The organism is Streptomyces sp. NPDC107498, from assembly GCF_055582805.1.
Map to the genome: position 1 here is coordinate 124,885 of NZ_JBVJPE010000004.1, position 26,778 is coordinate 151,662.

The 26,778-nt window shown below is 70.3% G+C and carries 18 protein-coding genes; 2 read left to right on the forward strand and 16 right to left on the reverse strand.

The features are described 5' to 3' along the window. Window positions 1-10: 10 nt before the first annotated feature. The gene (locus tag ACZ66Z_RS08875) at window positions 11-3,607 is read right to left on the reverse strand and encodes a bifunctional glycosyltransferase/CDP-glycerol:glycerophosphate glycerophosphotransferase (RefSeq protein ID WP_469933299.1); all 3,597 of its coding nucleotides are present in this window, start codon (window positions 3,605-3,607) and stop codon (window positions 11-13) included. Window positions 3,608-3,970: 363 nt separating this feature from the next. Between ACZ66Z_RS08875 and ACZ66Z_RS08880 the strand changes: the two genes are divergently transcribed. Next, window positions 3,971-6,271 carry a bifunctional glycosyltransferase/CDP-glycerol:glycerophosphate glycerophosphotransferase gene (locus tag ACZ66Z_RS08880; protein WP_469933300.1) on the forward strand — a complete coding sequence of 767 codons (2,301 nt, stop codon included), beginning with the start codon at window positions 3,971-3,973 and terminating at the stop codon, window positions 6,269-6,271. A gap of 61 nt (window positions 6,272-6,332) precedes the next feature. On the opposite strand, the gene ACZ66Z_RS08885 is transcribed toward ACZ66Z_RS08880, so the two are convergent. From ACZ66Z_RS08885 to ACZ66Z_RS08940, 12 genes are all read right to left on the reverse strand, one after another. Next, a complete protein-coding gene (locus tag ACZ66Z_RS08885) occupies window positions 6,333-8,261 on the reverse strand; it encodes a TIGR03960 family B12-binding radical SAM protein (RefSeq protein WP_469933301.1) in 1,929 nt (642 codons plus the stop codon). A gap of 52 nt (window positions 8,262-8,313) precedes the next feature. Beyond that, window positions 8,314-9,828, reverse strand: coding sequence for a CYTH and CHAD domain-containing protein (locus ACZ66Z_RS08890; RefSeq protein WP_469933302.1), 1,515 nt, complete (start codon window positions 9,826-9,828; stop codon window positions 8,314-8,316). A 29-nt stretch (window positions 9,829-9,857) separates the two neighbouring features. Next, window positions 9,858-11,057: a rod shape-determining protein RodA gene (gene rodA / locus ACZ66Z_RS08895; RefSeq protein WP_469933303.1), complete on the reverse strand. Its 1,200-nt coding sequence runs from the start codon at window positions 11,055-11,057 to the stop codon at window positions 9,858-9,860. A 4-nt stretch (window positions 11,058-11,061) separates the two neighbouring features. Beyond that, a complete protein-coding gene (gene mrdA, locus ACZ66Z_RS08900) occupies window positions 11,062-13,320 on the reverse strand; it encodes a penicillin-binding protein 2 (RefSeq protein WP_469933304.1) in 2,259 nt (752 codons plus the stop codon). A 19-nt stretch (window positions 13,321-13,339) separates the two neighbouring features. After that, window positions 13,340-14,008: a rod shape-determining protein MreD gene (gene mreD / locus ACZ66Z_RS08905; RefSeq protein WP_469933305.1), complete on the reverse strand. Its 669-nt coding sequence runs from the start codon at window positions 14,006-14,008 to the stop codon at window positions 13,340-13,342. Continuing rightward, the gene (mreC, locus tag ACZ66Z_RS08910; protein ID WP_469933306.1) at window positions 14,005-14,982 is read right to left on the reverse strand and encodes a rod shape-determining protein MreC; all 978 of its coding nucleotides are present in this window, start codon (window positions 14,980-14,982) and stop codon (window positions 14,005-14,007) included. Before mreC ends, mreD begins: the two co-directional genes overlap by 4 nt. A 62-nt stretch (window positions 14,983-15,044) precedes the next feature. Continuing rightward, entirely contained in the window at window positions 15,045-16,064 is a 1,020-nt protein-coding gene (locus tag ACZ66Z_RS08915; protein WP_469933307.1) for a rod shape-determining protein, read from the reverse strand. A gap of 223 nt (window positions 16,065-16,287) precedes the next feature. Next, window positions 16,288-16,701 carry a nucleoside-diphosphate kinase gene (gene ndk, locus ACZ66Z_RS08920; protein WP_469933308.1) on the reverse strand — a complete coding sequence of 138 codons (414 nt, stop codon included), beginning with the start codon at window positions 16,699-16,701 and terminating at the stop codon, window positions 16,288-16,290. 66 nt (window positions 16,702-16,767) lie between these two features. Further along, window positions 16,768-17,124 (reverse strand): DUF4233 domain-containing protein, encoded by a 357-nt coding sequence (locus ACZ66Z_RS08925; RefSeq protein ID WP_469933309.1) that lies wholly within the window; start codon window positions 17,122-17,124, stop codon window positions 16,768-16,770. 5 nt (window positions 17,125-17,129) lie between these two features. Further along, window positions 17,130-18,629, reverse strand: a complete 1,500-nt coding sequence (gene folC / locus ACZ66Z_RS08930; RefSeq protein WP_469933310.1) for a bifunctional tetrahydrofolate synthase/dihydrofolate synthase — start codon at window positions 18,627-18,629, stop codon at window positions 17,130-17,132. Window positions 18,630-18,699: 70 nt separating this feature from the next. Beyond that, window positions 18,700-19,839, reverse strand: coding sequence for a sensor histidine kinase (locus ACZ66Z_RS08935; RefSeq protein WP_469933554.1), 1,140 nt, complete (start codon window positions 19,837-19,839; stop codon window positions 18,700-18,702). Between the two features lie 156 nt (window positions 19,840-19,995). Continuing rightward, window positions 19,996-22,617, reverse strand: a complete 2,622-nt coding sequence (locus ACZ66Z_RS08940; protein WP_469933311.1) for a valine--tRNA ligase — start codon at window positions 22,615-22,617, stop codon at window positions 19,996-19,998. 138 nt (window positions 22,618-22,755) lie between these two features. Between ACZ66Z_RS08940 and ACZ66Z_RS08945 the strand changes: the two genes are divergently transcribed. Then, a complete protein-coding gene (locus tag ACZ66Z_RS08945; RefSeq protein WP_469933312.1) occupies window positions 22,756-23,727 on the forward strand; it encodes a hypothetical protein in 972 nt (323 codons plus the stop codon). 69 nt (window positions 23,728-23,796) lie between these two features. On the opposite strand, the gene clpX is transcribed toward ACZ66Z_RS08945, so the two are convergent. The 3 genes from clpX to ACZ66Z_RS08960 all read right to left on the reverse strand — a co-directional run bounded on the left by clpX (window position 23,797) and on the right by ACZ66Z_RS08960 (window position 26,601). Next, window positions 23,797-25,080, reverse strand: a complete 1,284-nt coding sequence (gene clpX / locus ACZ66Z_RS08950; RefSeq protein WP_015033605.1) for an ATP-dependent Clp protease ATP-binding subunit ClpX — start codon at window positions 25,078-25,080, stop codon at window positions 23,797-23,799. A 175-nt stretch (window positions 25,081-25,255) separates the two neighbouring features. Then, window positions 25,256-25,918 carry an ATP-dependent Clp protease proteolytic subunit gene (locus ACZ66Z_RS08955; RefSeq protein WP_469933555.1) on the reverse strand — a complete coding sequence of 221 codons (663 nt, stop codon included), beginning with the start codon at window positions 25,916-25,918 and terminating at the stop codon, window positions 25,256-25,258. Between the two features lie 65 nt (window positions 25,919-25,983). After that, window positions 25,984-26,601, reverse strand: a complete 618-nt coding sequence (locus tag ACZ66Z_RS08960) for an ATP-dependent Clp protease proteolytic subunit (protein WP_469933313.1) — start codon at window positions 26,599-26,601, stop codon at window positions 25,984-25,986. Window positions 26,602-26,778: the final 177 nt, after the last annotated feature.

Below are 26,778 nucleotides of genomic sequence, written 5' to 3' on the forward strand. Positions count from 1 at the left end.
GGGGCGTCGCCTACAGCGGCGCGCCGTCCTCCGCCGTCTTGAACATCAGGTCCGCCAGCCGCTCGGACGCGTGGCCGTCGTCCAGGTCGCAGAAGAGGTGGTGGAACCTGTCGTACTTCTCCCGGTACTCGCCCGCGACCTCGTCGACCTCGCGGATCGCCTTGATCAGCTCGTCGGACGTGCCGATGAGCGGGCCCGGGGCGTCGTTCTCGAAGTCGAAGTAGAAGCCGCGCAGCTTGTCCCGGTAGTGCTCCAGGTCGTACGTGAAGAACAGCATCGGACGACGCAGGTGCGCGTAGTCGAACATGACCGACGAGTAGTCCGTGATCATGATGTCGGCGGCCACGTACAGGTCCGCGATGTCCGGGTACTCGGAGACGTCGAAGACGAAGCCGTTGCCCGCGCCCGGGATGCTGTCGACGATGTTGGAGTGGCGGCGGATCAGGAAGACGTGGTCGTCGCCCAGCCGGCGGCGGGCGTCCTCCAGGTCGACCCGGAGGTCGAACTTGAACTGGCCGCGGGCGTGCGAGAGGTCGTCCCGCCAGGTCGGCGCGTACAGCACGACCTTCTTGCCCTCGGGCAGCCCGAGGCGCTCCCGCACCTCCTTGGCCCGCTCGTCGCGGTCCTCGGCGTACAGGTAGTCGTTGCGCGGGTAGCCGATCTCGGCGATCAGGCCCTCGTATCCCATGGCGCGCTTCAGGATGGGCGTGCTGAAGCGGTTCGAGGAGACGAGGATGTTCCAGTTCGCCGCTTCCTTGACCAGCCGCTCGTGGTAGTTCGGGTCGAACTTCGGCGCGTCGATGTCCAGGCCGATCTTCTTCAGCATCGTGCCGTGCCACGCCTGCACGATCACCTGGCCCGGGCGCCGCTTGATCCAGTGCGGCAGGTGGGCGTTGGTGACGATGTAGCGCGAGCGCGCCAGCGCCTCGTACCACTCGGTGCCCTGGAACCGGACCGGGGCGACCGTGTCGGGCAGCTCGACCTGGCCGTCGCGGACCAGCCACAGGTGCTCGACCTCCGAACCGCGGCGCAGCAGCTCCTCGTGGAGCGCGCGCGGGCTGTCCGAGTACTGCTTGCCGTTGTAGCTGATGTACAGCACCTGGTCGCGCAGCGGCAGCTCGCGGCCCTTCTCGTACACCTCCTGACGCAGCTGGTACTGGCGGTTGTCGCCCCGCTCCAGCGGCGTGAGGTCGGTCAGGCAGTTCAGCTGCGGGTGGTCCTGCCAGTGGACCTCCAGCTGGTACTCGCGGCCGTTGTGCGTCCCCTCCAGCGGGAACTGCGGCACGGCGAGCCGGTCCACCACGAGCGGCATGTCCGGCGCGTCGCCGGAGGACTCCAGGCGGAAGACCCAGCGGCCGGCCTTGAGCGGCAGCCCGCCGGTCGCCCCCGACATCGTGGAGGGGCGGAAGGACGCCTCGAAGCTCCCGTCCGGACGGACGGTCACCGGGACGGTCTTCTCGTCGAAGCGGTTCTTCGCGCTGACGACCAGGTGGTGGTCGGAGAGCGCCACCGGGGTGGTGCCCCGGATCGTGAAGGTCCCGTCCTCGCAGGTGATGTCGACGATCTTGGCGCGGAGGGGGCGCCCGGAGAACTTCAGATAGCCGTTGGTGCCGGAGAGGACCGCCACCTCGTTCAGCTCGGCGCCCTCGCCGAAGCCCGCGGGCAGGCCCACCTGCTGGTCGGCCACGCCGTCCTTGACGACGACGCGGACCTTCCGCGGGTTCTCCACGCCCGGCTCCTCGACCTGGAGCTGCGTGCTCCAGTTGCGGCGCATCGCCTTCGCCGGGTCGGCGCCGCCGGTCTCGGTGGTGTCCAGGTGCTCCGGCAGCAGGGCGACGTCGCGCAGCGGGACGCGGACCCGCAGCGAGGTCCGCGCACCGGCGGTGCCGGTGACCTCCGCCGGGTACTCGAGCACCTCGCCGCTGCTCTGGTTCACGACCCGCAGGGTGAACCCGGTCCCCACGGGCACCGCCTCGCGGAACACGCCGTCGATGACGATCCCGTCACCCTCGGCCGTGAAGCCGTCGACCAGGAACGGCACCTTCTCGACGCGCAGCTTGAGCGCCGCCCGACGGAGCTCCGGAACCATCCGGTAGTCCTCGTCGAGCCAGTGGTACGGAGGGTAGGCCTTCCGGTCCGAGCCGTACGAGTGCACGGAGCGGGAGCGCACGAGGCCGCCGGACATGACGCGCATGCCCACGTGCCAGAGGCCCTCCTGCCACTGGCCGCCCTTGCGGAAGCGGGCCGGGTCGATGACCGTCTCCCAGCCGGCCCAGTCGAAGCTGTGGCCGCGTCCCGCGTAGCCGGAGGCCGTGGTGGCCTCGGCGGTGAAGATGTTGCCCAGCGGTATCAGCATGCGGCGCTGGGTGCCGTCCTTCTTCAGCTGGAGCAGCTTGACGACGCTGCGCTTGCTGCCCTGGTCGACCCGGTCGACCCAGGCGTTGCCGGCCAGCCGCAGCTTGCCGTCCCGCCACTCCAGCTCGGTCAGCGGGGAGCGGAGCTGGAGGTCCTGGTCCATGCGCAGGACCTTCTTGGGCAGCAGGTCGCCGTCGAGCGAGGGGAACTTCGCGTACTTGCGGATGGCGCCGTCGAGCTCGACGGGCTCGCCCAGCCGCTCCGCCTCGATGAAGTCGAGCAGCTCGTTCAGGGCGTGCTTGCGGACGAGCAGCCACTTGACGCGCAGCGCGGTGGGCAGCGCCTTGACCGTCTTGAGGTCGACCTGGTCGAGGTACTTGTTGGCCACCCGCAGGAACTCGGCGCGGTACTCGTCGTCGCCGTCCGGGAAGACGTTGAGGAAGATCCGCAGGTCGCCGGTGAGCACGGTCCGGTCGTACTCGCGCTTCAGCTCGTCGGCGACGGGCTCCTTGCGCTCGGCGAGGAACCGGCTGACGGACTCGACGGCGGAGGCGCGGTCCCGGGCGGCCTTCGGCTCGGTCCGGCGCTGGGTGATCGAGGGGGTCGCCTCGCCCTCGCGCAGGCGCCAGTAGTACGTGGTCGAGCTGATGATGTCGACGGACTCGGCGAGGTACTGGGCCGGCACGATGACCGGGGTGTCCTCGTACAGCACGCCCTCGGGGAAGCGCAGGGAGTTCGCCTCCCAGAAGTCGCGGCGGAACACCTTGTTGCAGGCGATCCGGTCCGTCAGGAGCATCCGCTTCCTGGAGACGTGCGTCTTCTTGACCGCGCCCCGGGAGAGGAAGCGGTGCATCGGGGACTGCCACACCTTGGTCGAGTTGATGTGCTCGACGTTGCCCGTGGCGAAGGAGGAGCCGGTCTCCTCCAGGGTCTCGATCATCAGCCGGTAGGCGTCCGGCGGGATCATGTCGTCGCTGTCGACGAAGGCCAGGAACTCGCTCTCCGGCGCCAGGCTGTCGAGACCCGTGTTGCGGGCGGCACCCAGGCCGGCGTTCTCCTTGCGGATCAGCCGGAAGCGGGCGTCCTTGGCCGCGAACTCCGCCGCGATCGCATGGGACCCGTCACTGGATCCGTCGTCGATCATCAGCACTTCCAGGTCCTGGAAGGTCTGCACGGCGAGCGAGTTGAGGCAGGCCGGAAGGTACTGCTCCACGTTGTAGATCGGGACTATGACGCTGAGCCGGGGTGCCATGAAGTTCTGCGTTCCTTTCCGTTTCAGACCCGCTCGACAAGCCGAGCGCCTGAGGGGGTGACGGGGCGTGCTTTCGGTTTTCCAGCGGACCGACAGAGGACGTCCCCGCCCTCCGAGGAAGACCCGCCTGACGGCCGCACGCCCGCCGTCGAACTGCAGTGCTTCTCCCGGTACCCGGTCCGCAGCTTAGCTGTCGGCTCATCCGCCCCGGCTGCGGAGCACGGGGACCTGGCTACATGACTCTGCGGTGGCCCCCGGCCACCGCAGCTCTCCAGGATAGACGATCCCCGCCTCTGGCGTTCGATCGCCGTTGGGCCTCCTGTCATACTGCGTTCGAGCGGTTCGACTGAGGAGAAACACGGCATGCCGGCTGCAGCTAACCCCCGATTCAGCGTGATCATCCCTGTGTACGGGGTCGAGGGCTACATCCGCGAGTGCCTCGAATCGGTGACCTCGCAGAGTTACCGGGACTTCGAGGTCATCGCGGTCGACGACTGCTCCCTCGACGGCAGCGGCGCCATCATCGACGAGTTCGCCGCCCGCGACCCGCGGGTCCGCGCCGTCCACCGCGAGCGGAACGGCGGCATCGGCGCCGCCCGCAACACCGGCGTCGCCCACGCCCGCGGCGACTACCTGCTCTTCCTCGACGGCGACGACTCGATCCGCCCCGGCTCCCTGCAGGCCGTCGCCGACCGGCTCGACGGGGCCCGGGACCCCGAGATCCTGATCTTCGACCACGTCCGCACCCACGTGGACGGCCGCGTCGAGGCCAGCAAGACCGGTCCCCACCTGGCCGGCATCCGCGACCGGGTGGTCCGCCCCGTCGACCACCTCGAACTGCTCCGGATCTTCGCCGTCGTCTGGAACCGCGTCTACCGCCGCGACTTCTTCACCGGCGAGGGCTACACCTTCACCGACGGCCTGTACGAGGACGCGCTCATGGTCTACACGACCATGGCCGCCGCCCAGCGCGTCGCCGGGCTCGAGTACGTGGTCGTCGAGTACCGCCAGCGCCGCCAGGGCAGCTCGATGCGCAGCAGCTCCCCCCGCAAGCACTTCGTGATCTTCGAGCAGTACCAGCGGGTCTTCGACTACCTCGAAGGCCGCCCCGGTCTCGACGAGTACCGCAAGCTCGTCTTCGAGCGGATGGTCTCCCACTTCCTCTACACCTTCGCCCGGGGCTTCCGAATACCCCGCAGCCACCGCCGCGCCTATCTGAAGCAGGCCGGCGCGACCTACCGCCGCAACGAGCCCGCGGGCTTCACCCCGCCGCCCGGCATGGTCGGCCTGAAGTTCAAGGTGATGCGGACCGGTTCGTACGCCGCCTGGGAGGCCCTCAAGACGGTCAACGGCACCCGCGAGACCGCCTTCGGCGCCCTCGGCAGGTCCAAGCGCTGGGGCGGCCGCAAGGCCCTGCGCGCCTACTACGCCGTGCAGCGCCGGCTCCCCGTCGACGAGAACCTCGCCGTGTACTCGGCGTACTGGGGCCGCACCCCCGGCTGCAACCCGCTCGCCGTCCACGAGGCCGCCAAGAAGCTCGCGCCCGGCATCCGCGGCGTCTGGGTCGTGAACCGGGCGCACGCCCGCGACCTCCCCTCCGGCCTCACCCGGATCGCCCCGGCCACCTTCGGCTACTGGAAGGCGATGGCCCGGGCCAAGTACCTGGTCAACAACGTCAACTTCCCCGACGCCGTGATCAAGCGCCCCGGCCAGGTCCACCTCCAGACCCACCACGGCACCCCGCTCAAGCGGATGGGCCTCGACCAGCAGCACTACCCTGCCGTCGCCCGCAGCATGGACTTCGACAAGCTCCTGGAGCGCGTCGACCGCTGGGACTACAGCGTCTCCTCCAACCAGCACTCCACCGAGCAGTGGGAGCGGGTCTACCCGGCCGCCTTCCAGACCCTCGACACCGGCTATCCCCGCAACGACGTCTACTACCGCGCCACCGCCGCGGACGTCCGCCGGATCCGCGGCGAGCTCGGCATCGCGCCCGGCAAGAAGGCGCTCCTGTACGCCCCCACCGTGCGCGACCACCAGAAGGACGCCTTCGTCTCCCGCCTGGACCTCGCCCGCTTCGCCCGCGAGCTCGGCCCCGACCACGTCCTCCTGGTCCGCGCCCACTACTTCTACGGCGGCGACCCGGAGCTGGCGCTCCTCGCCGAGCGCGGCGCGCTCGTCGACGTCTCCCGCCACCCCTCGGTCGAGGAGCTCTGCCTGGCGGCGGACGCCCTGATCACGGACTACTCGTCGATCATGTTCGACTACGCCAACCTCGACCGGCCGATCGTGACGTACGCCGACGACTGGGAGATGTACCGCACCTGCCGCGGTGTGACCTTCGACCTGCTCTCCGGCGAGCCCGGCGACACCCCCGGCGTCATCGCGACCACCGAGGACCAGCTGATCGAGGCCTTCCGCAGCGGCGCCTGGGAGGGCGAGCGGGCCGCCGAGCTCCGCCGGGCCTTCCGCGAGCGGTTCTGCGCCTGGGACGACGGCTTCGCGGCCGAGCGGGTCGTCCGCCGCGTCTTCCTCGCCGAGGACCGCCCCCGTCCGCCGGTCGTCCCGCTCCAGGAGCGCACCCCGGCCCCGTCCCCCCGGACCGCCGAGTGCGCCCCGCTCCTCCCCCGCGACGACCTGGCCGAGGCCCGCTCGGAGCACTGACCCACCACGACGAAGAGGCGCCCGGACCGATGCGGTCCGGGCGCCTCCTTCGTCGTGGGGACTACTTCACGACCGTCAGCGGCAGCAGCTTCTTGCCCGTGGGGCCGACCTGGATCTCGGTCTGCATCGCGGGGCACACGCCGCAGTCGAAGCACGGGGTCCAGCGGCAGTCCTCGACCTCGGTCTCGTCGAGGGCGTCCTGCCAGTCCTCCCAGAGCCAGTCCTTGTCGAGGCCCGAGTCCAGGTGGTCCCAGGGCAGGACCTCCTCGTAGGTGCGCTCGCGGGTGGTGTACCAGGCGACGTCCACGCCGGCGGCGGGGAGCGTCTTCTCGGCGCAGGCCATCCAGCGGTCGTACGAGAAGTGCTCGCGCCAGCCGTCGAAGCGGCCGCCGTCCTCGTACACCGCGCGGATGACCGCGCCGAGGCGGCGGTCGCCGCGGGACAGCAGGCCCTCGACGATGCCGGGCTTGCCGTCGTGGTAGCGGAAGCCGATCGAGCGGCCGTACTTCTTGTCGCCGCGGATCTTGTCGCGGAGCTTGCGCAGGCGCTCGTCCGTCTCCTCGGCCGACAGCTGCGGGGCCCACTGGAAGGGGGTGTGCGGCTTGGGGACGAAACCGCCGATGGAGACGGTGCAGCGGATGTCGTTCTGGCCGGAGACCTTGCGGCCCTCGGCGATCACGTTCATCGCCATGTCGGCGATCTGCAGGACGTCCTCGTCGGTCTCCGTCGGCAGGCCGCACATGAAGTACAGCTTCACCTGGCGCCAGCCGTTGCCGTAGGCCGTCGAGACGGTACGGATGAGGTCCTCTTCCGAGACCATCTTGTTGATGACCTTGCGCATGCGCTCGGAGCCGCCCTCGGGGGCGAAGGTGAGGCCGGAGCGGCGGCCGTTCCTCGTGAGCTCGTTCGCCAGGTCGACGTTGAACGCGTCGACGCGGGTCGAGGGGAGGGACAGGCCGACCTTGTCCTCCTCGTACCGGTCCGCCAGGCCCTTCGCGATGTCGGCGATCTCGGTGTGGTCCGCGGAGGAGAGGGAGAGGAGGCCGACCTCCTCGAAGCCCGTCGCCTTGAGGCCCTTCTCCACCATCTCGCCGATGCCGGTGATGCTTCGCTCCCGCACGGGGCGCGTGATCATGCCGGCCTGGCAGAAGCGGCAGCCGCGGGTGCAGCCGCGGAAGATCTCGACGGACATGCGCTCGTGGACGGTCTCCGCGAGCGGGACGAGGGGCTGCTTGGGGTACGGCCACTCGTCGAGGTCCATGACGGTGTGCTTGGAGACGCGCCACGGCACGCCGGACCTGTTCGGCACGACGCGGCCGATGCGGCCGTCCGGCAGGTACTCCACGTCGTAGAACGCCGGGATGTACACCGAGCCGGTCTTCGCGAGGCGGAGGAGGACCTCCTCGCGGCCGCCGGGGCGGCCCTCGGCCTTCCACTGCCGGATGATCTCGGTCATGTCGAGGACGGCCTGCTCGCCGTCGCCGATGATCGCCGCGTCGATGAAGTCCGCGATCGGCTCGGGGTTGAAGGCGGCGTGGCCTCCGGCGAGCACGATCGGGTGGTCGACCGTCCGGTCCTTCGCCTCCAGCGGGATGCCCGCCAGGTCCAGGGCCGTGAGCATGTTCGTGTAGCCGAGCTCCGTGGAGAAGCTGAGGCCGAAGACGTCGAACGCGCCGACGGGGCGGTGGCTGTCCACGGTGAACTGCGGCACGTCGTGCTCGCGCATCAGCTCTTCGAGGTCCGGCCACACGCTGTAGGTGCGCTCGGCGAGGACGCCCTCGCGCTCGTTCAGCACCTCGTAGAGGATCATGACGCCCTGGTTGGGCAGGCCGACCTCGTACGCGTCCGGGTACATCAGCGCCCAGCGGACGTCGGCGGACTCCCACGGCTTGACCGTGGAGTTCAGCTCTCCACCGACGTACTGAATCGGCTTCTGCACGTGCGGGAGCAGAGCTTCGAGCTGCGGGAAGACAGACTCGGCAGCAGACATCTCGAACCTTCGTGAGCTGGCAGGGGGGCGACTCTCAAGCGTACCCCGGTGCTCAGTGGCTCAGCGCCGCCGTGAGGGCCGGGGCCGAGGCGCGGGCCCAGACCCCGGGCAGTTTCCGCTCGGTCGCGTCGGCCGCCGCCTCCTCGCGGCCGTGGAGAAGTCCCCAGGTGAAGGCCGATTCGCCGGCGCCGTGGGCCATGATCCCGAATTCCCGGAGGGCGGCGCGGGCGACGACGGCGTCCTGGTGTTCGCCGAGGAGGGACTGGACGGCCTTGACCCGCTTCGAGAGCCGCTTGGCGGGCTTGCCGAGGGTGGGACGGGCCGCCTCGGCGGCGTAGCGGGCGCGTTTGGCGGCCTTGCGGGCCTCGTGGAGGGCGAGGTCGCGCTCGTGGCCGGGGGCGAGGGCGAGGGCGTGCTCGATCCGTCCGCCGAGGCGGTCGTGGTCCTTGCGGACGGCGTGGGCGAGGACCGGGCGGGCGGCGCGGCGGGCGGCCTTGCGCAGCGGCGGGTCGGCGAGGAGCGCGTCGAGGGTGTCGAGGAGGGCGAGGTAGCGGGCGGAGTCGAGGGCGGCGAGGACCTGGTGCCGGGCGTTCCTGGCGAGGGCGGCGTTCCGGCGGCGCAGCCGGGCTTCGACGGGGCCGAGGACGAGGGTGAGGGGCAGGTCCGCGACGCGGGCGTGCAGTCGTGCGTCGAGGACCTCCTGGTCGCGGGCGACGCCGAGCTCTCCGGCGAGCCATTTCAGCTCGTCGCCGACGGGGTCGGTGACCTGCCGGTCGAGGACCTTGCGGTAGGTCTTGAGGGCGCTGCGCATCCGGCGGCAGGCGACCCGCATCCGGTGGACGGCGTCGGGCAGGTCGCGGCGCACGGCGGGGTCGAGCGCGACGATCGCGTCGGCCTGTTCGCGCACGTAGGCGAGGACGGCGGCGCCCGCGGTGCCGGGCTTCCCCGCGGTGGGGGCCTTCCGGGGCCCCCGGCCGGTCTCCGCGAGGGCCCGGGCGAGTTTGGACGGCGACGCGGAGGGGTGGACGCCGGTCTCGCGGAGGCGTTCTTCGACGGCGTCGAGGAGGGCCGGGTCGACGTCGTCCGCGAGTTCGACCTCGATCTCGGTCCAGGTGGCCTCCGCGCCTTCGGGCAGGCGTGCGGCGTGGACCGTGTCGACGGAGAGTTCGGCGAGGAGGCCGCCGTCGGCGTCGAAGAGGTGGCGGACGTCACGTGCCGAGCGGAGGCGGACGACCGGGACGATCTCCGCGTCGCGGACGCGGGAGCGCAGGAGCCCCGCGAGCTCACCCGGCAGGGTGTCGCTCAGCGGGGCCCTGATCTCGTCGCGGACTCCGGCGGCGACGGGGAACTTCACGTGCCAGCCGGCGTCGTTCCCGCCGGTGCGGCGGCGGAGGGTGACCGCGTCGGCCGCCAGACGGAGGTCCGGGGTGTCGTAGTAGACGGCGTCCAGTTCCACGACGCCCCGGACCGCGACCCCGGAGACCCCGGGGACGTCGGTGAGGTCCGGGGGCGGGGTCTCGCCGGTGGCTTCGTACTTTCGCTCGATCTCGCGCTTCGTCTCGGCCATACCCCGCGTCTAACCGCCTTCCGCCGCCGTCATGCCGTCATCGGGCGCTGCACGCGGATCGACTGGAGCAGTCCGATGGCCACCCACACGGCGAACATCGACGAGCCGCCGTACGAGACGAACGGCAGCGGGAGGCCGGCGACCGGCATGATGCCGAGCGTCATGCCGATGTTCTCGAAGGACTGGAAGGCGAACCAGGCGACGATGCCGGCCGTGACGATCGTGCCGTAGAGCTCGGTGGTCTCGCGGGCGATCCGGCAGGAGCGCCAGAGGATGACGCCGAGGAGGACGAGGATCAGACCGGCGCCGACGAAGCCGAGTTCCTCGCCGGCCACCGTGAAGACGAAGTCGGTCTGCTGTTCGGGGACGAACTGGCCGGTGGTCTGCGAGCCCTTGAAGAGGCCCGCGCCGAGGAGGCCGCCGGAGCCGATGGCGATGCGGGCCTGGTTGGTGTTGTAGCCGACGCCGGCGGGGTCGAGTTCGGGGTTGGCGAAGGCGGCGAAGCGGTTGATCTGGTACTCGTCGAGCATGCCGAGCGCGGTGACGAGGACCGCGCCGACGACGCCGGCGCCGATGAGGCCGAGGACCCAGCGGTTGGAGGCGCCGGAGGCGAGCAGCACGCCGAGCACGATGACCGCCATGACCATGACCGAGCCGAGGTCGGGCATCAGCATGACGATGCCCATGGGGAGGGCGGCCAGGACGAGGGCCTTGGCGACGGTGCGGTGGTCGGGGTGGAGCTGGTCGCCGGCGTCGACCCTGGCGGCGAGGAGCATCGCCATGATCAGGATGATCGTGATCTTCACGAACTCGCTGGGCTGGAGGGAGAAGCCGCCGCCGATGACGATCCACGCGTGGGCGCCGTTGATGGTGGCGCCGAGCGGGGTGAGGACGGCGAGGATCAGCACGATCGAGAGGCCGTAGAGGATCGGCACCGCGCCGCGCAGGGTGCGGTGGCCGAGCCAGATCGTGCCGATCATCAGGGCGAGGCCGATGCCGGTGTTGAGCAGGTGGCGGAAGAGGAAGTAGTACGGGTCGCCCTGGTTGAGCTCGGTGCGGCCGCGGGTGGCGGACCAGACGAGCAGCGAGCCGACGCCGGAGAGGGCGAGCGCGGAGAGCAGTATGGGCCAGTCGAGCCGGCGGAGCACCGAGTCGCGGGCGGTCAGCCTGGCGAGGGTGCCGCGCTCGGGTGCGTACCGGGAGACGGAGAAGCCGTGGGGTGCCGTCATCTGTTCAGAGCCTCCCGCGGGCGGCGGGCGGGCCCGCCAACTGCTGGTCGTCGTCCGGCTTCCTGGTGGGGGGCGTCGTGGGGTCGGCCGGCGGGGCCGGCGGCTGGGCGCCGTCGACCTGCTGCTTCGTCTCGTCGACCTTCTGCGCCTCCGGGTCGTACGGCTTGATCTTCGGCGCGTCGATGGAGCCGTCGGCCTCGATCTTCGGCAGGGCCTTCTGCGGCTGCGGCAGCAGGGCCCGCTTGAGGTCCTGGTTGCCGGAGTCGTCGAGCCCGTAGAGCGCGTCGTAGATGTTGCGCACGGCGGGGCCGGAGGCGCCGGAGCCGGTACCACCCTGGGAGATCGTCATGACGATCGCGTAGTCCTTGGTGTACGTGGCGAACCAGGAGGTCGTCTGCTTGCCGTAGACCTCGGCGGTGCCCGTCTTGGCGTGCATCGGGATCTTGTCCTGCGGCCAGCCGACCTGGGCGAAACGCCAGGCGGCGGTACCGCGGGTGGCGACTCCCGCGAGGGCTTCGTCTATCAAGTCGCGGGTGGCGGCGTCGAAGGGGAGCCTGCCGTGCGACGTGGGCGCGATCTCGTGCACCTTCTTGCCGTCGGGGCTGATGACGGCCTTGCCGACGGTGGGGTTCCACAGGGTGCCGCCGTTGGAGATGGCGGCGTAGATGGTGGCCATCTGGATGGGGGTGACGAGGGTGTCGCCCTGTCCGATGGAGTAGTTGACGGAGTCACCGGCGCGCATCAGGTTGCCCTCCAGGCAGTTCTCGTACGAGAGCTGCTGGACGTAGGTGCCGCCCTTCTTGCCGTACTTGCACCACCAGTCCTTGTTGGCCTCCCAGAACTTCTGCTTCCACTGGCGGTCGGGGACGCGGCCGGAGACCTCGTTGGGGAGGTCGATGCCGGTCTCGGCGCCGAGGCCGAACTGGTGGGCGGTCTTGTAGAACCAGTCGCCCGGGTTCTTCTTCGGCTTCATCCCGCCGTCCTTGATCCACTGCTGGTGGGCGAGGGCGTAGAAGACGGTGTCGCAGGAGACTTCGAGGGCGCGGCCGAGGCTGATGGGGCCGTGGTTCTGCGATTCGAAGTTCTTGAAGACCTGGTTGCCGATGGAGTACGAACTGGTGCACGGGTAGCGGCCGTCGAAGTCGTAGCCCGCGTTGACGGCGGCGGCGGTCGAGACGACCTTGAAGATGGAGCCGGGAGCGGCCTGGCCCTGGATGGCCCGGTTGAGCAGCGGCAGGTTGGAGCCCTTGCCGGTGAGGGCGGCGTAGTCCTTGGCGGAGATGCCGCCGACCCAGGCGTTGGGGTCGTAGTCGGGCTGCGAGGCCATGGCGACGATCCGGCCGGTCTTCGCCTCCATGACGACCACGGCGCCGGAGTCGGCCTTGTAGTTCTCGCTGGTGTTGCGGTCGACGACCTTGCGGGCCTCGACCATCGCGTTGTGCAGCTCCCATTCGGCGACCGCCTGCACGCGGGCGTCGATGGAGGTGACGACGTTGGCACCGGGCACCGCGGGGTCGTTCTTGGCCTGGCCGATGACGCGGCCGAGGTTGTCGACCTCGTAGCGGGTGACGCCGGCCTTGCCGCGCAGCTCCTTGTCGTACGTGCGCTCCAGGCCGGAGCGGCCCACCATGTCGGAGCGCAGGTACGGCGAGTCGGTGTCCTTGGCCTTCTCGATCTCGGCGTCGGTGACGGGCGAGAGGTAGCCGAGGACCTGGGAGGTGCGGGACTTGCCGGGGGCCGGGTAGCGGCGGACGGCGGTGGGTTCGGCGGTGATCCCGGGGAAGTCCTCGGCGCGCTCGCGGATCTGGAGGGCCTGCTGGGTGGTGGCCTCGTCGGTGACGGGGATCGGCTGGTAGGGCGAACCGTTCCAGCAGGGCTTGGGCGTCTTGGAGTCGCAGAGCCGGATCTTGTTGACGACGTCGACGGGCTTCATGTCGAGGACGGCGGCGAGCCGGGTGAGGACGGCCTTGCCCCGGTCCTTCATCTTCATCAGGTCGGTGCGGGACGCGGAGACCACGAGCCGGGTCTCGTTGTCGGCGAGCGGGACGCCCCGGGCGTCGAGGAGCGAGCCCCGGACGGCGGGCTGGACGACCTGCTGGACGTGGTTGTTCTTGGCCTCGTCCGTGTACTCCTTGCCGTTGCGGATCTGGAGGTACCAGAGCCGGCCCCCCAGGGTGAGGAGCAGGGAGAAGACGAGGATCTGGATGACGACGAGTCGGATCTGGACCCGGGGGGTCCGTCCGGTCTCGGGGATGTTGCTCATACTGCCGGTGCCCCCTCGGTCACAGTCGCTTGACTCCCTTGATGCGTCCGGCGCGTGAGGCGCGGCTCCGCGCGGCCTTCACGCGCAGGCCGCCGCGCTGGGTGCCGATCCGCAGGCCCGTGCCGGAGGCGAGCCAGCCGGAGGCCACGTCGGCGCCGCTGCCGCCGCCGGTGTCGGCGAGCGGGTCGTTCTCGGCCCGGCGGGCGAGGGCCATGATGAGCGGCACCGTGAAGGGCGCGAGGAGCAGGTCGTACAGGGCCGCGGTGAACAGCAGGAACCCGAGGCCGACATGGCGGGCGGCGGTGTCGCCGACGAGGGCGCCCACGCCCGCGTAGAGGAGCGTGGAGCCGACGGCCGCGGCGACGACGACGGCCATGGGGCCGGTCGCGGAGGTGAGCCGGCCGTTGTCCGGCTTCGCGAGGCCGACGAGGTAGCCGATGACGCAGAGCACGAGGGCGTAGCGGCCGGCGGCGTGGTCGGCGGGCGGGGCGAGGTCGGCGAGGAGGCCGGCGGTGAAGCCGACGAGGGAGCCGCTGACGGGTCCGTGGACGAGGGCGAGGCCGACGACGGTGAGGAGGACCAGGTCGGGGACGGCTCCGGGGAGCTGGAGGCGGGCGAGGACGGAGACCTGGACGACCAGGGCCACCACGATCAGGGCGGCGGAGAGGAGGATGCGGTTGAGCTTCACGGTGTCGCGTCCCCCTGGTCCTGCGGTGTCTGCCGGCTCTGACCGTCGTTCTGTTTCTGCTGTCCGTCCGGTGGTGACGGTGTGACCGTGACGGTGACGGTCGGGGCGGGCCTGGGCTTCCGCGGCAGGACCGTGTCGCGCGGGTCCGACTGCGGGGCCTGGACGACGACGCCGACGATGTCGAGCTTGGTGAAGCCGACGTACGGGCGGACGTAGACGTTGCGGGTCAGGCCGCCGCCGGACGGGTCGACGCGGACGATCTCGCCGACCGGGACGCCGGGCACGAAGGGCTTGTCGGCGCGCGATCCGAAGGTGACGAGCCGGTCGCCGGGCTTGACCTTGGCCTTGCCGTTGAGGAGCTGGACGAGGAGGGGGCTGTCGCCCTGGCCGGTGGCGAAGCCGAGTTCGTCGCTCTTCTCCATGCGGGTGCCGACGGTGAAGTCGGGGTCGTTGGCGAGGAGGACGGTGGAGGTGGAGGGGCCGACGGTGGTGACGCGGCCGACGAGCCCGGAGCCGTTGAGCACGGTCATGTCGCGTTCGATGCCGTCGCGGGCGCCGATGTCGATGGTGACGGTCCAGGAGAAGCCCTGGGCCGCTCCTATGGCGATGACCTGGGCGCCCTTGATGCCGTACTGCCCGGCGCCGGCGGTCTTGAGCATGGCGTCGAGCTCGCGCAGCCGGTTGCGGTTGCGGTCGTCGCTGCCGAGCTTCGCCTTGAGTTCGGCGTTCTCCTTCTCCAGGGCGGCGATCCGGGTGTGCCGCTCCCCGGAGTCCCGTACGGCGCCTATGGCGTTGCCGACGGGATCGACGGCGGCCGCCACACCGTTCTCGACCGGCCCGAAGACCGCCGCTGCGGCCTGTCGGGCACCGTCGACGGGTGACTCCTGGCCGCCGCGGATGTCCACCGTGATCAGTGCGAACGCGATGGCGATCAGCAGCACCAGGAGCAGCCGGCTCTCTCGTGTGTCCCTCACGTGCGGCGGCCGTGCCTTTCCTCGTGGTTCGGTTGTTCGGCTGTAGGGGTGAAACGGTGTCGCTAGCGGCGCGGTTGGGCGTCCAGGACCTGCTGGAGCGCCTCGAACTCCTCCACGCACTTGCCGGAGCCGAGCGCCACCGAGTCCAGCGGGTCCTCGGCGATGTGGATCGGCATGCCGGTCTCGCGCCGGAGGCGCTCGTCGAGGCCGCGGAGCAGGGCGCCGCCACCCGTGAGAACGATGCCGCGGTCCATGACGTCACCGGAGAGTTCCGGCGGGCACTTGTCGAGGGTGGTCTTCACCGCGTCGACGATCGCGTTGACCGGCTCCTCGATGGCCTTGCGGACCTCGGCCGCGGAGATGACCACGGTCTTGGGCAGCCCGGAGACGAGGTCGCGGCCGCGGATCTCGGTGTGCTCGTCCTTGTCGAGGTCGTACGCGGAGCCGATGGTGATCTTGATCTGCTCGGCGGTGCGCTCGCCCAGGAGGAGGGAGTACTCCTTCTTGATGTGCTGGATGATCGCGTTGTCCAGCTCGTCGCCGGCGACCCGGATGGACTGTGCCGTGACGATTCCGCCGAGGGAGATGACGGCGACCTCGGTGGTGCCGCCACCGATGTCGACGACCATGTTGCCGGTGGCCTCGTGGACGGGGAGCCCCGATCCGATGGCCGCCGCCATGGGCTCCTCGATGATGTGCACCTGACGGGCGCCGGCCTGGCTGGACGCCTCGATGACGGCGCGGCGCTCCACTCCGGTGATGCCGGAGGGCACGCAGACGACGACGCGGGGGCGGGCCAGGTAGCGGCGCTTGTGGATCTTGAGGATGAAGTAGCGGAGCATTCGCTCGGTGATCTCGAAGTCGGCGATCACGCCGTCCTTGAGCGGGCGCACGGCGACGATGTTGCCGGGGGTCCGGCCGATCATCTTCTTCGCCTCCGCGCCGACCGCGAGGATGCCCCCGGTGTTGGTGTTGATGGCGACGACCGACGGCTCGTTCAGAACGATGCCTCGACCCCTGACGTACACCAGCGTGTTGGCGGTCCCGAGGTCGACAGCCATGTCACGGCCGATGAACGACATTGAGTTCCCCTTGATTTCCCATGGCTGAGAGTGGTGCGGCGTGGAGTTTTCCATCGTAGTGCCGCCCGCACGGATGGCGCGCGGTGGTCCACCTCTGTACAGGTGACGGCAGGACGCGGCGATCCGTTCCCGGGATTGGTGTTCATATGCCTGGGGGCGACCGAATTCCTTCGGTCGCCCCACAGGGTTGTGCCGATCGACTGACGCCGGGTCAGCGATCGGCTCAGGCGAGACCCGGGAAGAAGATCTTCAGCTCGCGCGTGGCGGACTCCTCCGAGTCCGAGGCGTGGATCAGGTTCTCCCGGACGATGGTGCCGAAGTCGCCGCGGATCGAGCCCGGCGCGGCGGCGATCGGGTCGGTCGGGCCGGCGAGCGTGCGCAGGCCCTCGATGACCCGCTCGCCCTCGACGACGAGCGCGACGACCGGGCCCGACTGCATGAACCCCATCAGCGGCTCGTAGAAGGGCTTGCCCTTGTGCTCGCCGTAGTGCTGCTCCAGCGTGTCCTGGTCCAGCTCGCGCAGCTCCAGGGCGGTGATGGCCCATCCGGCCTTGCGCTCGATGCGGCCGATGATCTCGCCGATCAGGCCACGGCGGACGGCGTCGGGCTTGAGCAGGACGAGCGATCGCTGGCTCACGGGGGGACTCCTTCGGAAAAGCGGTGTGCGGGACCTCCGAGGCTACAGGGCCCGCACGTCCCGCGATTACGCAGCGTCAGGCCCTGCCGAGGCATGGGCCGCGGCCCAGTCGGCCTTGACCTTGTCGATCCGCCGTCCGTAGTGCACCGAGGCCCACCACAGACCGGCGAAGACCGCCCCGAGGAAGAACATGGTGGGGACGAAGAAGCCGCTGAGGACCAGCCCGATCTGCAGGGCCCAGCCGAGCTGCACCCCGCCCGGCCGGGTGATCATCCCGCACAGCAGCACCGAGAGGACCATGGCCACGCCGCAGACCCACCAGACGGTGGACGTCGCGAGGCCGTCGTCCTTCATGGCGACGAGCCCGGCGAAGCCGATCACGAAGAACTCGCCGATGAGGGTCGAGGAACAGAGCACGCGCATCGGGTTCAGCCCCTTCGCAGCAGCAGTCGGGCGTCGCCGACCGTGAAGATCGAACCGGTCACGAGGACGCCCGCGCCGCCGTACTCGGCCTCTTCCTCCGCGAGGGTGATGGCCGCCTCGATGGCGTCGGGCAGCCGCGGCTCGACGACGACCCGGTCCTCGCCGAAGACCTCGACCGCGATCGCGGCGAGCGCGTCCACGTCGGTGGCCCGCGGGTTGGAGTTCGCGGTGATCACGACCTCCGCGAGGATCGGCTCGAAGGCCTCCAGAAGGCCCTTGGCGTCCTTGTCCCCGCTCGTGGAGACCACGCCGATGAGCCGGGAGAAGCCGAAGGCCTCGCTGATGCCCTCCGCCGTCGCCCGCGCGCCGTGCGGGTTGTGCGCGGCGTCCAGGACGACGGTCGGCGAGGAGCGGACGATCTCCAGCCGGCCCGGCGAGGCCACCTGGGCGAAGGCCCGGCGGACGGTGTCGACGTCCAGGGTCCTGGCGTGCTCGGCGCCGATCCCGAAGAAGGCCTCGACCGCCGCGAGCGCCACCGCGGCGTTGTGCGCCTGGTAGGCGCCGTGCAGCGGCAGGAACACCTCGTCGTACTCGCCGCCCAGGCCCCGCAGGGTGAGGAGCTGGCCGCCGACCGCGACCTCGCGGGAGGCGACGCCGAACTCCATGCCCTCGCGGGCCACGGTCGCGTCCGCCTCGACGGCCTTCTTCAGCAGGACCTGGGCCGCGTCGACCGGCTGCTGGGCCAGGACGACGGTCGCGCCCTGCTTGATGATCCCGGACTTCTCGGCCGCGATCTCGGCGGTCGTCCCGCCGAGCCGGTCGGTGTGGTCGAGGTCGATGGGGGTGACGACGGCGACGGAGCCGTCGATGACGTTCGTCGCGTCCCAGGTGCCGCCCATGCCGACCTCGACGACCGCCACGTCGACCGGGGCGTCCGCGAAGGCGGCGTACGCCATGCCGGTGAGGACCTCGAAGAAGGAGAGCCGGTACTCCTCGCGGGCGTCGACCAGTTCCACGTACGGCTTGACGTCCTGGTACGTCTCGACGAACCGCTCGGCGGAGACCGGGGCGCCGTCCAGGCTGATCCGCTCGGTGATGGTCTGCACGTGCGGCGAGGTGTAGCGCCCGGTGCGCAGCTCGAAGGCGCCGAGCAGGGCCTCGATCATGCGGGCCGTCGACGTCTTGCCGTTGGTGCCGGTGATGTGGATCGAGGGGTACGCGCGCTGCGGCTCGCCGAGGACGTCCATCAGGGCCGCGATCCGCTTGACGGAGGGCTCCAGCTTGGTCTCGCCCCAGCGGGTGGACAGCTCGGTCTCGACCTCGCGCAGCGCCTCGTCCAGCTCGGGGTCCTCGGGACGGCCGGGCACGGGGTCGCCCTGGGGCGGTCCGCCCTGCGTGCGCAGGGTGCGGCTGCCGGCCTCGATCACCGCCAGGTCGGGGTCGCGGTCTGTCTCGGTGTCGACGATGTCGTCGAACTGGTCATTCGGGTCGCTCGGCTCGCTCACGGGCCCAGTCTACGGAGCGGTGCCGACAGGACCGCGGACCCACCCCTTTCGGGACTTTCGGTCCACCGGCCTACCGGGCCGGCCCCGCCGGCAGCAGCGCCGTCACCACGTAGGCGCCGCCCTCCCGGCGGGCCCGCAGCGTGCCGCCCATGCCGGCGACCCGCTCCTCCATCGAGAACAGTCCGGTGCCGGTGGAGACGGGCGCCGGGTCCGGCGGGCTCTTCGGCAGCGGGTTGCGCACCTCCGTCCGCAGGTCCGGTCCCTCGACCGTGATCACGACCGTCACCGGGAGGCCCGGGGCGTGCTTGGCGGCGTTCGTCAGGCACTCCCGGACGACGCGGTGGACGGCGGCCTGCCGGAGCGGGGACAGCGCCTTGGCCTCCTCCGCGACCCTGAGGTCGACGGGGCTGCCCATGCGTTCGCCCTCCCGGGCGAGTTCGGGGAGTCCTTCGAGGCCGGGCGTCGCGGCGTCCCGGTCGGCGCGGCGCACGAGCGTCTCGTTGAGCATGAGGTGGGCGCGCCGGGCGGTGTCCGCGAGCTCTTCGACGTCCTTCCGGTGGGCCTCGTCCCCGGCTCGTACGGCGAGGACCTCGGCCCGCACCGCGAGGACGGTGAGCTCGCGGCCGACCAGGTCGTGGACGTCCCGGCCGACGGAGATCCGCTCCTCCTGCACGGCCTGCCGGGCGGCGGCCTCGCGGCGCTGGGCCTCCAGGGCGCGGACGAGGTCCTGGCGGTAGGCGGCGATGCCGACGCCGGCCGCGAGGACGCCGATCGGGACGACCAGGCCGAGGAAGTCGCTGACGGTCCCGCCGTGCTCGACGGGCCAGCCGGGCGTCAGGAAGCAGCCGTACGCCACGGCGACGTACAGCAGGGTCGTGAGGACGGCGGCGCGCCGTCCCCGGTAGCGGCCGATCGAGTACAGCGCGAACTGGATCATGGTCAGTTCGTGCAGCCGGCCCATCAGACCGAGCGCCACGGCGTACGGGAGCCACGGCAGCCGCCGCCGGAGCACCAGCGTGGCCGCCCCGCCCGCGAGGACCAGGGTCGCGGTGACCCCGGTGAGGGAGTTGTCGGCGCGGGCGAGTCCCGGCACGTCCAGGACCATCAGGCCGAAGGCGAAGAGCGCCGCGACGACGTCCAGGGCGCGGGGCGAGCCGGTCCACCGGTCCACGCGGCGGCGGAGCGCGGGGAGGGTGGGGAGGCGGAGCATGTCCTCCATTCCCGGGTCTTTCGTCCCGGGCTCCTGGACCGCGGTCACGGGTCCCGTGACGTCACCCGCACACGGACGGAGGCGTCCCCGCGAGCGGACGGAGCCGAAGGGGCCCGGAACCGCTCCGCGCGGTTCCGGGCCCCTTCGTCGCGTGTCCTAGGCCTGCGGCAGGTTCGCCAGCTGGGCCTGGATGCGGGCGATGTCCTCGTCCGCCTTGGCGAGGCGGGTGCGGATCTTGTCCACCACGTTGTCCGGGGCCTTGGCGAGGAAGGCCTCGTTGCCGAGCTTGCCCTCGGCCTGGGCCTTCTCCTTCTCGGCCGCCGCGAGGTCCTTCGCGAGGCGCTTGCGCTCGGCGGCGACGTCGATCGTGCCCGAGAGGTCGAGCGCGACGGTGGCACCGGCGACCGGCAGGGAGGCGGTGGCGGAGAAGCCCTCGCCCTCCGGCTGGAGGCGCAGCAGCTGGCGGATGGCGGCCTCGTGCGCGGCGAGCGGGGTGCCGTCCAGCTCCAGGCGGGCCGGGACCTTCTGACCGGGCTGGAGGCCCTGGTCGGCGCGGAAGCGGCGCACCTCGGTGACGACCCGCTGGAGGTTCTCGATCTCGGCCTCGGCGGCGTCGTCGCGGAAGCCGCTGTCCTTCGGCCACTCGGCGACGACCAGGGACTCGCGCCCGGTGAGCGTGGTCCACAGCGCCTCGGTGACGAACGGGACGATCGGGTGCAGCAGGCGCAGCATGACGTCCAGGACCTCGCCGAGGACCCGGCCGGAGACCTCGGCCTGCTCGCCGCCGGCGAAGAACGTCGTCTTCGACAGCTCGACGTACCAGTCGAAGACCTCGTCCCACGCGAAGTGGTAGAGCGCGTCGCTGAGCTTCGCGAACTGGTAGTCCTCGTAGTACGCGTCGACCTGGGCGACCGTCTTGTTGAGACGGGACAGGATCCAGCGGTCGGTCGCCGACAGCCGCTCGACCGGGGGCAGTTCGCCCTCGATCGTCGCGCCGTTCATCAGGGCGAAGCGGGTGGCGTTCCAGATCTTGTTGGCGAAGTTCCGGGAGGCCTTGACCCAGTCCTCGCCGATCGGGACGTCGACGCCCGGGTTGGCGCCGTTGGCCAGGGTGAAGCGGACGGCGTCGGAGCCGTACTGGTCCATCCAGTCCAGCGGGTTGACGACGTTGCCGAAGGACTTCGACATCTTCTTGCCGTTCTGGTCACGGACCATGCCGTGCAGCGCGATGGTGTGGAACGGCGGGGTGCCGTCCATCGCGTACAGACCGAACATCATCATCCGGGCGACCCAGAAGAAGAGGATGTCGTAGCCGGTGACCAGGACGGAGTTCGGGTAGAACTTCTCGAGGCTCTCGGTCCGCTCGGGCCAGCCGAGCGTGGAGAACGGCCACAGGCCGGAGGAGAACCAGGTGTCCAGGACGTCCGTGTCCTGGTGCCAGCCCTCGCCCGCCGGCGGCTGCTCGTCCGGTCCGACGCAGACGACCTCGCCGTTCGGGCCGTACCAGACCGGGATGCGGTGGCCCCACCACAGCTGGCGCGAGATGCACCAGTCGTGCAGGTTGTCGACCCAGTCGAAGTACCGCTTCTCCATCTCCTGCGGATGGATCTTGACCTTGCCGTCGCGGACCGCGTCACCGGCGGCCTTCGCGAGCGGGCCGACCTTGACCCACCACTGCATCGACAGGCGCGGCTCGATGGTGGTCTTGCAGCGCGAGCAGTGGCCGACGGAGTGGACGTACGGACGCTTCTCGGCGACGATCCGGCCCTCGGCGCGCAGGGCGGCGACGATGGCGGAGCGGGCTTCCAGGCGGTCCAGGCCCTGGAAGGGGCCGTGGACGGTGATGACCGCGCGCTCGTCCATGACGGCGAGGTTCGGCAGGTCGTGGCGCTGGCCGATCTCGAAGTCGTTCGGGTCGTGCGCCGGGGTCACCTTGACGGCGCCGGTGCCGAACTCGGGGTCGACGTGGGTGTCGGCGACGACCGGGATCGTACGGTCCGTCAGCGGCAGCTTGATCCGCTTGCCGACCAGGTGCTTGTAGCGCTCGTCGTCGGGGTGGACGGCGACGGCCGTGTCACCGAGCATCGTCTCGGCGCGGGTGGTGGCGACGACCAGGGAGTCCTCGCCCTCGCCGTAGCGGATGGAGACGAGCTCGCCCTCGTCGTCCTGGTACTCGACCTCGATGTCGGAGATGGCCGTCAGACAGCGCGGGCACCAGTTGATGATGCGCTCGGCGCGGTAGATCAGCTCGTCGTCGTAGAGCTTCTTGAAGATGGTCTGGACGGCCTGGGACAGGCCCTCGTCCATGGTGAAGCGCTCACGGGACCAGGCGACGCCGTCGCCCAGGCGCTTCATCTGGCCGGAGATCTGACCGCCGGACTCGGCCTTCCACTGCCAGACGCGCTCGACGAACGCCTCGCGGCCCAGGTCGTGGCGGGACTTGCCCTCCTTGGCGAGCTCGCGCTCGACGACGTTCTGGGTGGCGATGCCGGCGTGGTCCATGCCGGGCTGCCACAGCGTCTCGAAGCCCTGCATGCGCTTGCGGCGGGTGAGGGCGTCGATCAGCGTGTGCTCGAAGGCGTGGCCCAGGTGGAGCGAACCGGTGACGTTCGGCGGCGGGATGACGATGGTGTACGGCGGCTTCTCGCTCTTCGCGTCCGCCTCGAAGTACCCGCGCTCCACCCAGCGCTCGTACAGCGGCCCCTCTACCTCGGCCGGCGCGTACTGGGTCGGCAGTTCGGTGGTGGGCGCTGTCTGCTGCTGAGTGTTCTCGGTCACGGGGCCAGTTTAGGGGTGTCGCGGTCCTGTCCTGAAACGCTTTGGTTCGGTAACGGTGTGGCCCCCGCCGCACCGAGTGTCCAACGGTTCCGTCAGGATGTTCGGCAGGCATAAACATCCTGTGAGGGGAACCTGTCGATGAGCTACAACCAGCCGGGCCCGTACGGCGGCCAGCAGCCCGGTCCCTACGGCCAGCCGGGTCCGTACGGCCAGCCGCCGCAGCAGCCGGGCCCGTACGGCCAGCCGCCGCAGGCTCCGCAGCCGGGTTACGGCTACCCCCAGCAGGCCCCGCAGGGCGTCCCGCCGCAGCAGCCCCCTTACGGCTACCCGCAGCAGCAGCCCCAGCAGCCCGGCCCCTACGGCCAGCAGCCCCCGTACGGCGCCCCCCAGGGTCCCGGCGGCTACGTGCCCCACCCCCCGGCCCCGAAGAAGTCCAAGACCGGCTGGATCATCGGCGCGGTCGCGGTGGTGGCGGCGATCGGCGTGGGCGCGTACTTCGTGCTCGGCGGCGGGGGCGGCGCCTCGGTCGCGGACGACGGCCCGCACAAGCTGATCACGCCGGAGACGGTGCTGGGCGAGTACAAGAAGGCGCCCGACACCGGGAGCAAGAGCGACGACGACGACTTCATCAAGGACGCCCAGAAGAGCGGCGTGAAGAACCCGCAGCGCGTCAACGCGCAGTGGCAGGTCAAGGACGCGGCCAACCCGCTGGCGGGCAAGCTCCTGCAGTTCGGTGGCGCGTACGGCCAGATCGACGACCCGGAGAAGACCCTCGACGCCGTTTTCGCGAACATGCGCGCGGAGGCCGACAAGGACAAGGAGGGCAAGGCCCAGCTGGTCGGTGACCCGCAGGAGTTCACGCCCGAGGGACTCGACGGCGCCCTCATGAAGTGCCAGGAGATCAAGTCCAAGACGGACAGCGGATCGGACTCCGGCGGCCTCGGCCCCAAGGAGATCGTCATGCCGGTCTGCGTCTGGGCCGACCACAGCACGCTCGGCTACGTCATGCCCATGAACATCGCCGATCTGATGGCCGGCAAGGGCGCCTCGGCCGCGGACGCCGCCGCCACCGCCGCCAAGCTCCGCAAGGAAGTCCGCGTCAAGGCCTGATCCACGGCCCGCACGCGGAGAAGGGGCGCCCCGCCGACCGGCGGGGCGCCCCTTTCATGTCCGTGCGGATCAGGCCGACTTCTCGTGCCTGCCGTCGTTCTTCACGATCCGCGGGACCAGCGTCGGGTTGACGTTGTTGCGGACGACGTCGGCCGTGATGACCACGCGGGCCACGTCCTTGCGGGACGGGACCTCGTACATCACCGACTGGAGGACCTCCTCCATGATGGCGCGCAGGCCGCGCGCGCCGGTGCCGCGGAGGATCGCCTGGTCGGCGATGGCCTCCAGGGCCGGGCGGTCGAAGTCCAGTTCCACGCCGTCGAGTTCGAAGAGGCGCTGGTACTGCTTCACCAGCGCGTTGCGCGGCTCGACCAGGATCTGGAGGAGCGCCTCGCGGTCCAGGTTGTGGACGGAGGTGAGGACGGGGAGACGGCCGATGAACTCGGGGATCATCCCGAACTTCACCAGGTCCTCCGGCATGACCTCCTGGAACTGGTCGCTCGCCTCGATCTCGCGCTTGGAGCGGATGGTCGCCCCGAAGCCGATGCCCTTGGCGCCCGCCCGCGACTCGATGATCTTCTCCAGGCCGGCGAAGGCGCCGCCCACGATGAAGAGCACGTTCGTCGTGTCGATCTGGATGAACTCCTGGTGCGGGTGCTTCCGGCCGCCCTGCGGCGGGACGGAGGCCGTCGTGCCCTCCAGGATCTTCAGGAGGGCCTGCTGCACGCCCTCGCCGCTCACGTCGCGCGTGATCGACGGGTTTTCGCTCTTACGGGCGACCTTGTCGATCTCGTCGATGTAGATGATCCCGGTCTCGGCCTTCTTGACGTCGTAGTCGGCCGCCTGGATCAGCTTGAGCAGGATGTTCTCGACGTCCTCGCCGACGTAGCCGGCCTCCGTCAGCGCCGTCGCGTCGGCGATGGCGAACGGGACGTTGAGCATGCGGGCCAGGGTCTGCGCGAGCAGCGTCTTGCCCGAACCCGTGGGGCCGAGCAGCAGAATGTTGGACTTCGCCAGCTCGATGGCGTCGTCACGGCCCTGCGCGCCGCCGTTCTCGCCGGCCTGGACGCGCTTGTAGTGGTTGTACACCGCGACCGAGAGGGCCTTCTTCGCGGGCTCCTGCCCGACGACGTACCCCTCGAGGAACTCGTAGATCTCGCGGGGCTTGGGGAGTTCCTCCCAGCGCACCTCGCTCGTCTCCGCGAGTTCTTCCTCGATGATCTCGTTGCAGAGGTCGATGCACTCGTCGCAGATGTACACACCGGGTCCCGCGATGAGCTTCTTCACCTGCTTCTGGCTCTTTCCGCAGAACGAGCACTTGAGCAGATCGCCGCCATCACCGATGCGTGCCACGAGGTGCTTCCCCTTCGCCTGGGAGCGCTTGGTTCAGCGACTCCTGGTGCCTCATATTCGACGGTACCTTGCCGGGCCCCCCGTTCGGGCCCCCCTTGGCACGGTTCACATGGTCGTGATTCGGCCACACGGGCCGTCAGGGCCTCCGTGAACCGTGCCGAGGGAAGGTCGGGCGTCAGCGCTCCGCGGAGGCCGTGCTCTTGCGGGTCGAGACGATCTGGTCGACGAGCCCGTACGCCAGGGCGTCCTCGGCCGTCAGGATCTTGTCGCGCTCGATGTCGTCGCGGATCTTCTCGATCGGCGTCGAGGAGTGCTTGGCCAGCATCTCCTCCAGCTGGCTGCGCATCCGCAGGATCTCGTTGGCCGCGATCTCCAGGTCGGAGAGCTGCTCACGGCCGGTGCCGCCGGAGGGCTGGTGGATCAGCACGCGGGCGTTCGGCAGGGCCATCCGCTTGCCGGGGGTGCCGGCGGCGAGCAGCACGGCCGCGGCGGAGGCCGCCTGGCCCATGCAGACCGTCTGGATGTCGGGCTTCACGAACTGCATCGTGTCGTAGATGGCCGTGAGGGCGGTGAAGGAGCCGCCCGGGCTGTTGATGTAGATCGAGATGTCGCGGTCCGGGTCCATCGACTCCAGGCACAGGAGCTGCGCCATGACGTCGTTGGCGGAGGCGTCGTCGATCTGCACGCCGAGGAAGATCACGCGCTCCTCGAAGAGCTTCGCGTACGGGTCGTACTCGCGCACGCCCTGCGAGGTGCGCTCGACGAAGCGCGGCACGACGTAGCGGCTGTCCATCGGCGCGCCGGTGTAGAGGCCGCTCGGGGAGAGGTTGTTCTGCATCTGGGTGTTCACCGTCCTGGTGGCGTTCGGCGGGGGGCTGGGGCTCTTCGGCGGGCTGCCGGCGCTCAGGCGCCCGTGCCGCCGCCGCCCGGAACACCCGCGGCGTGCGTGATGATGTCGTCGATGAGGCCGTACCCCTTGGCCTCCTCGGCGGTGAACCAGCGGTCGCGGTCGCCGTCGCGGATGATCGTCTCGACGGTCTGGCCCGAGTGGTGCGCGGTGATCTCGGCCATGCGCTTCTTCGTGCGCAGCAGGTACTCGGCCTGGATCTTGATGTCGGAGGCGGTGCCGCCGATGCCGGCGGAGCCCTGGTGCATCAGGATGTCGGTGTTCGGCAGCGCGAAGCGCTTGCCGGGGGTGCCGCCGGTGAGCAGGAACTGGCCCATGGAGGCGGCCATGCCCATGCCGATGGTGACGACGTCGTTCGGGATGTACTGCATGGTGTCGTAGACGGCCATGCCGGCCGTCACGGAGCCACCCGGGCTGTTGATGTAGAGGAAGATGTCCTTGTCCGGGTCGGCGGCCAGGAGGAGCATCTGCGCGGTGATCTTGTTGGCGATGTCGTCGTCGACCTGCTGACCGAGGAAGATGATGCGCTCGCCGAGCAGCCGGTTGTAGACATGGTCGCCGAGGCCGCCACCGATGGACGGCTCACCCGCGGCGTAAGGCTTCAGATTCGTCACGTATCCACCTGCTCGTCTCCGACGGCCCCGGGCCGTCTCAGCGTCTTGTTCTGAGGGCAGTGCCCTCGTATTCATGGACCCTAACGCGCAGGTCGGACAACGCCATCCCGGTTCCCGAACTGTTCGCTGGGAGCGCAAGGTAGTTGGAGGCGTGTAAGCGGGTCCCGGTACGTCCAC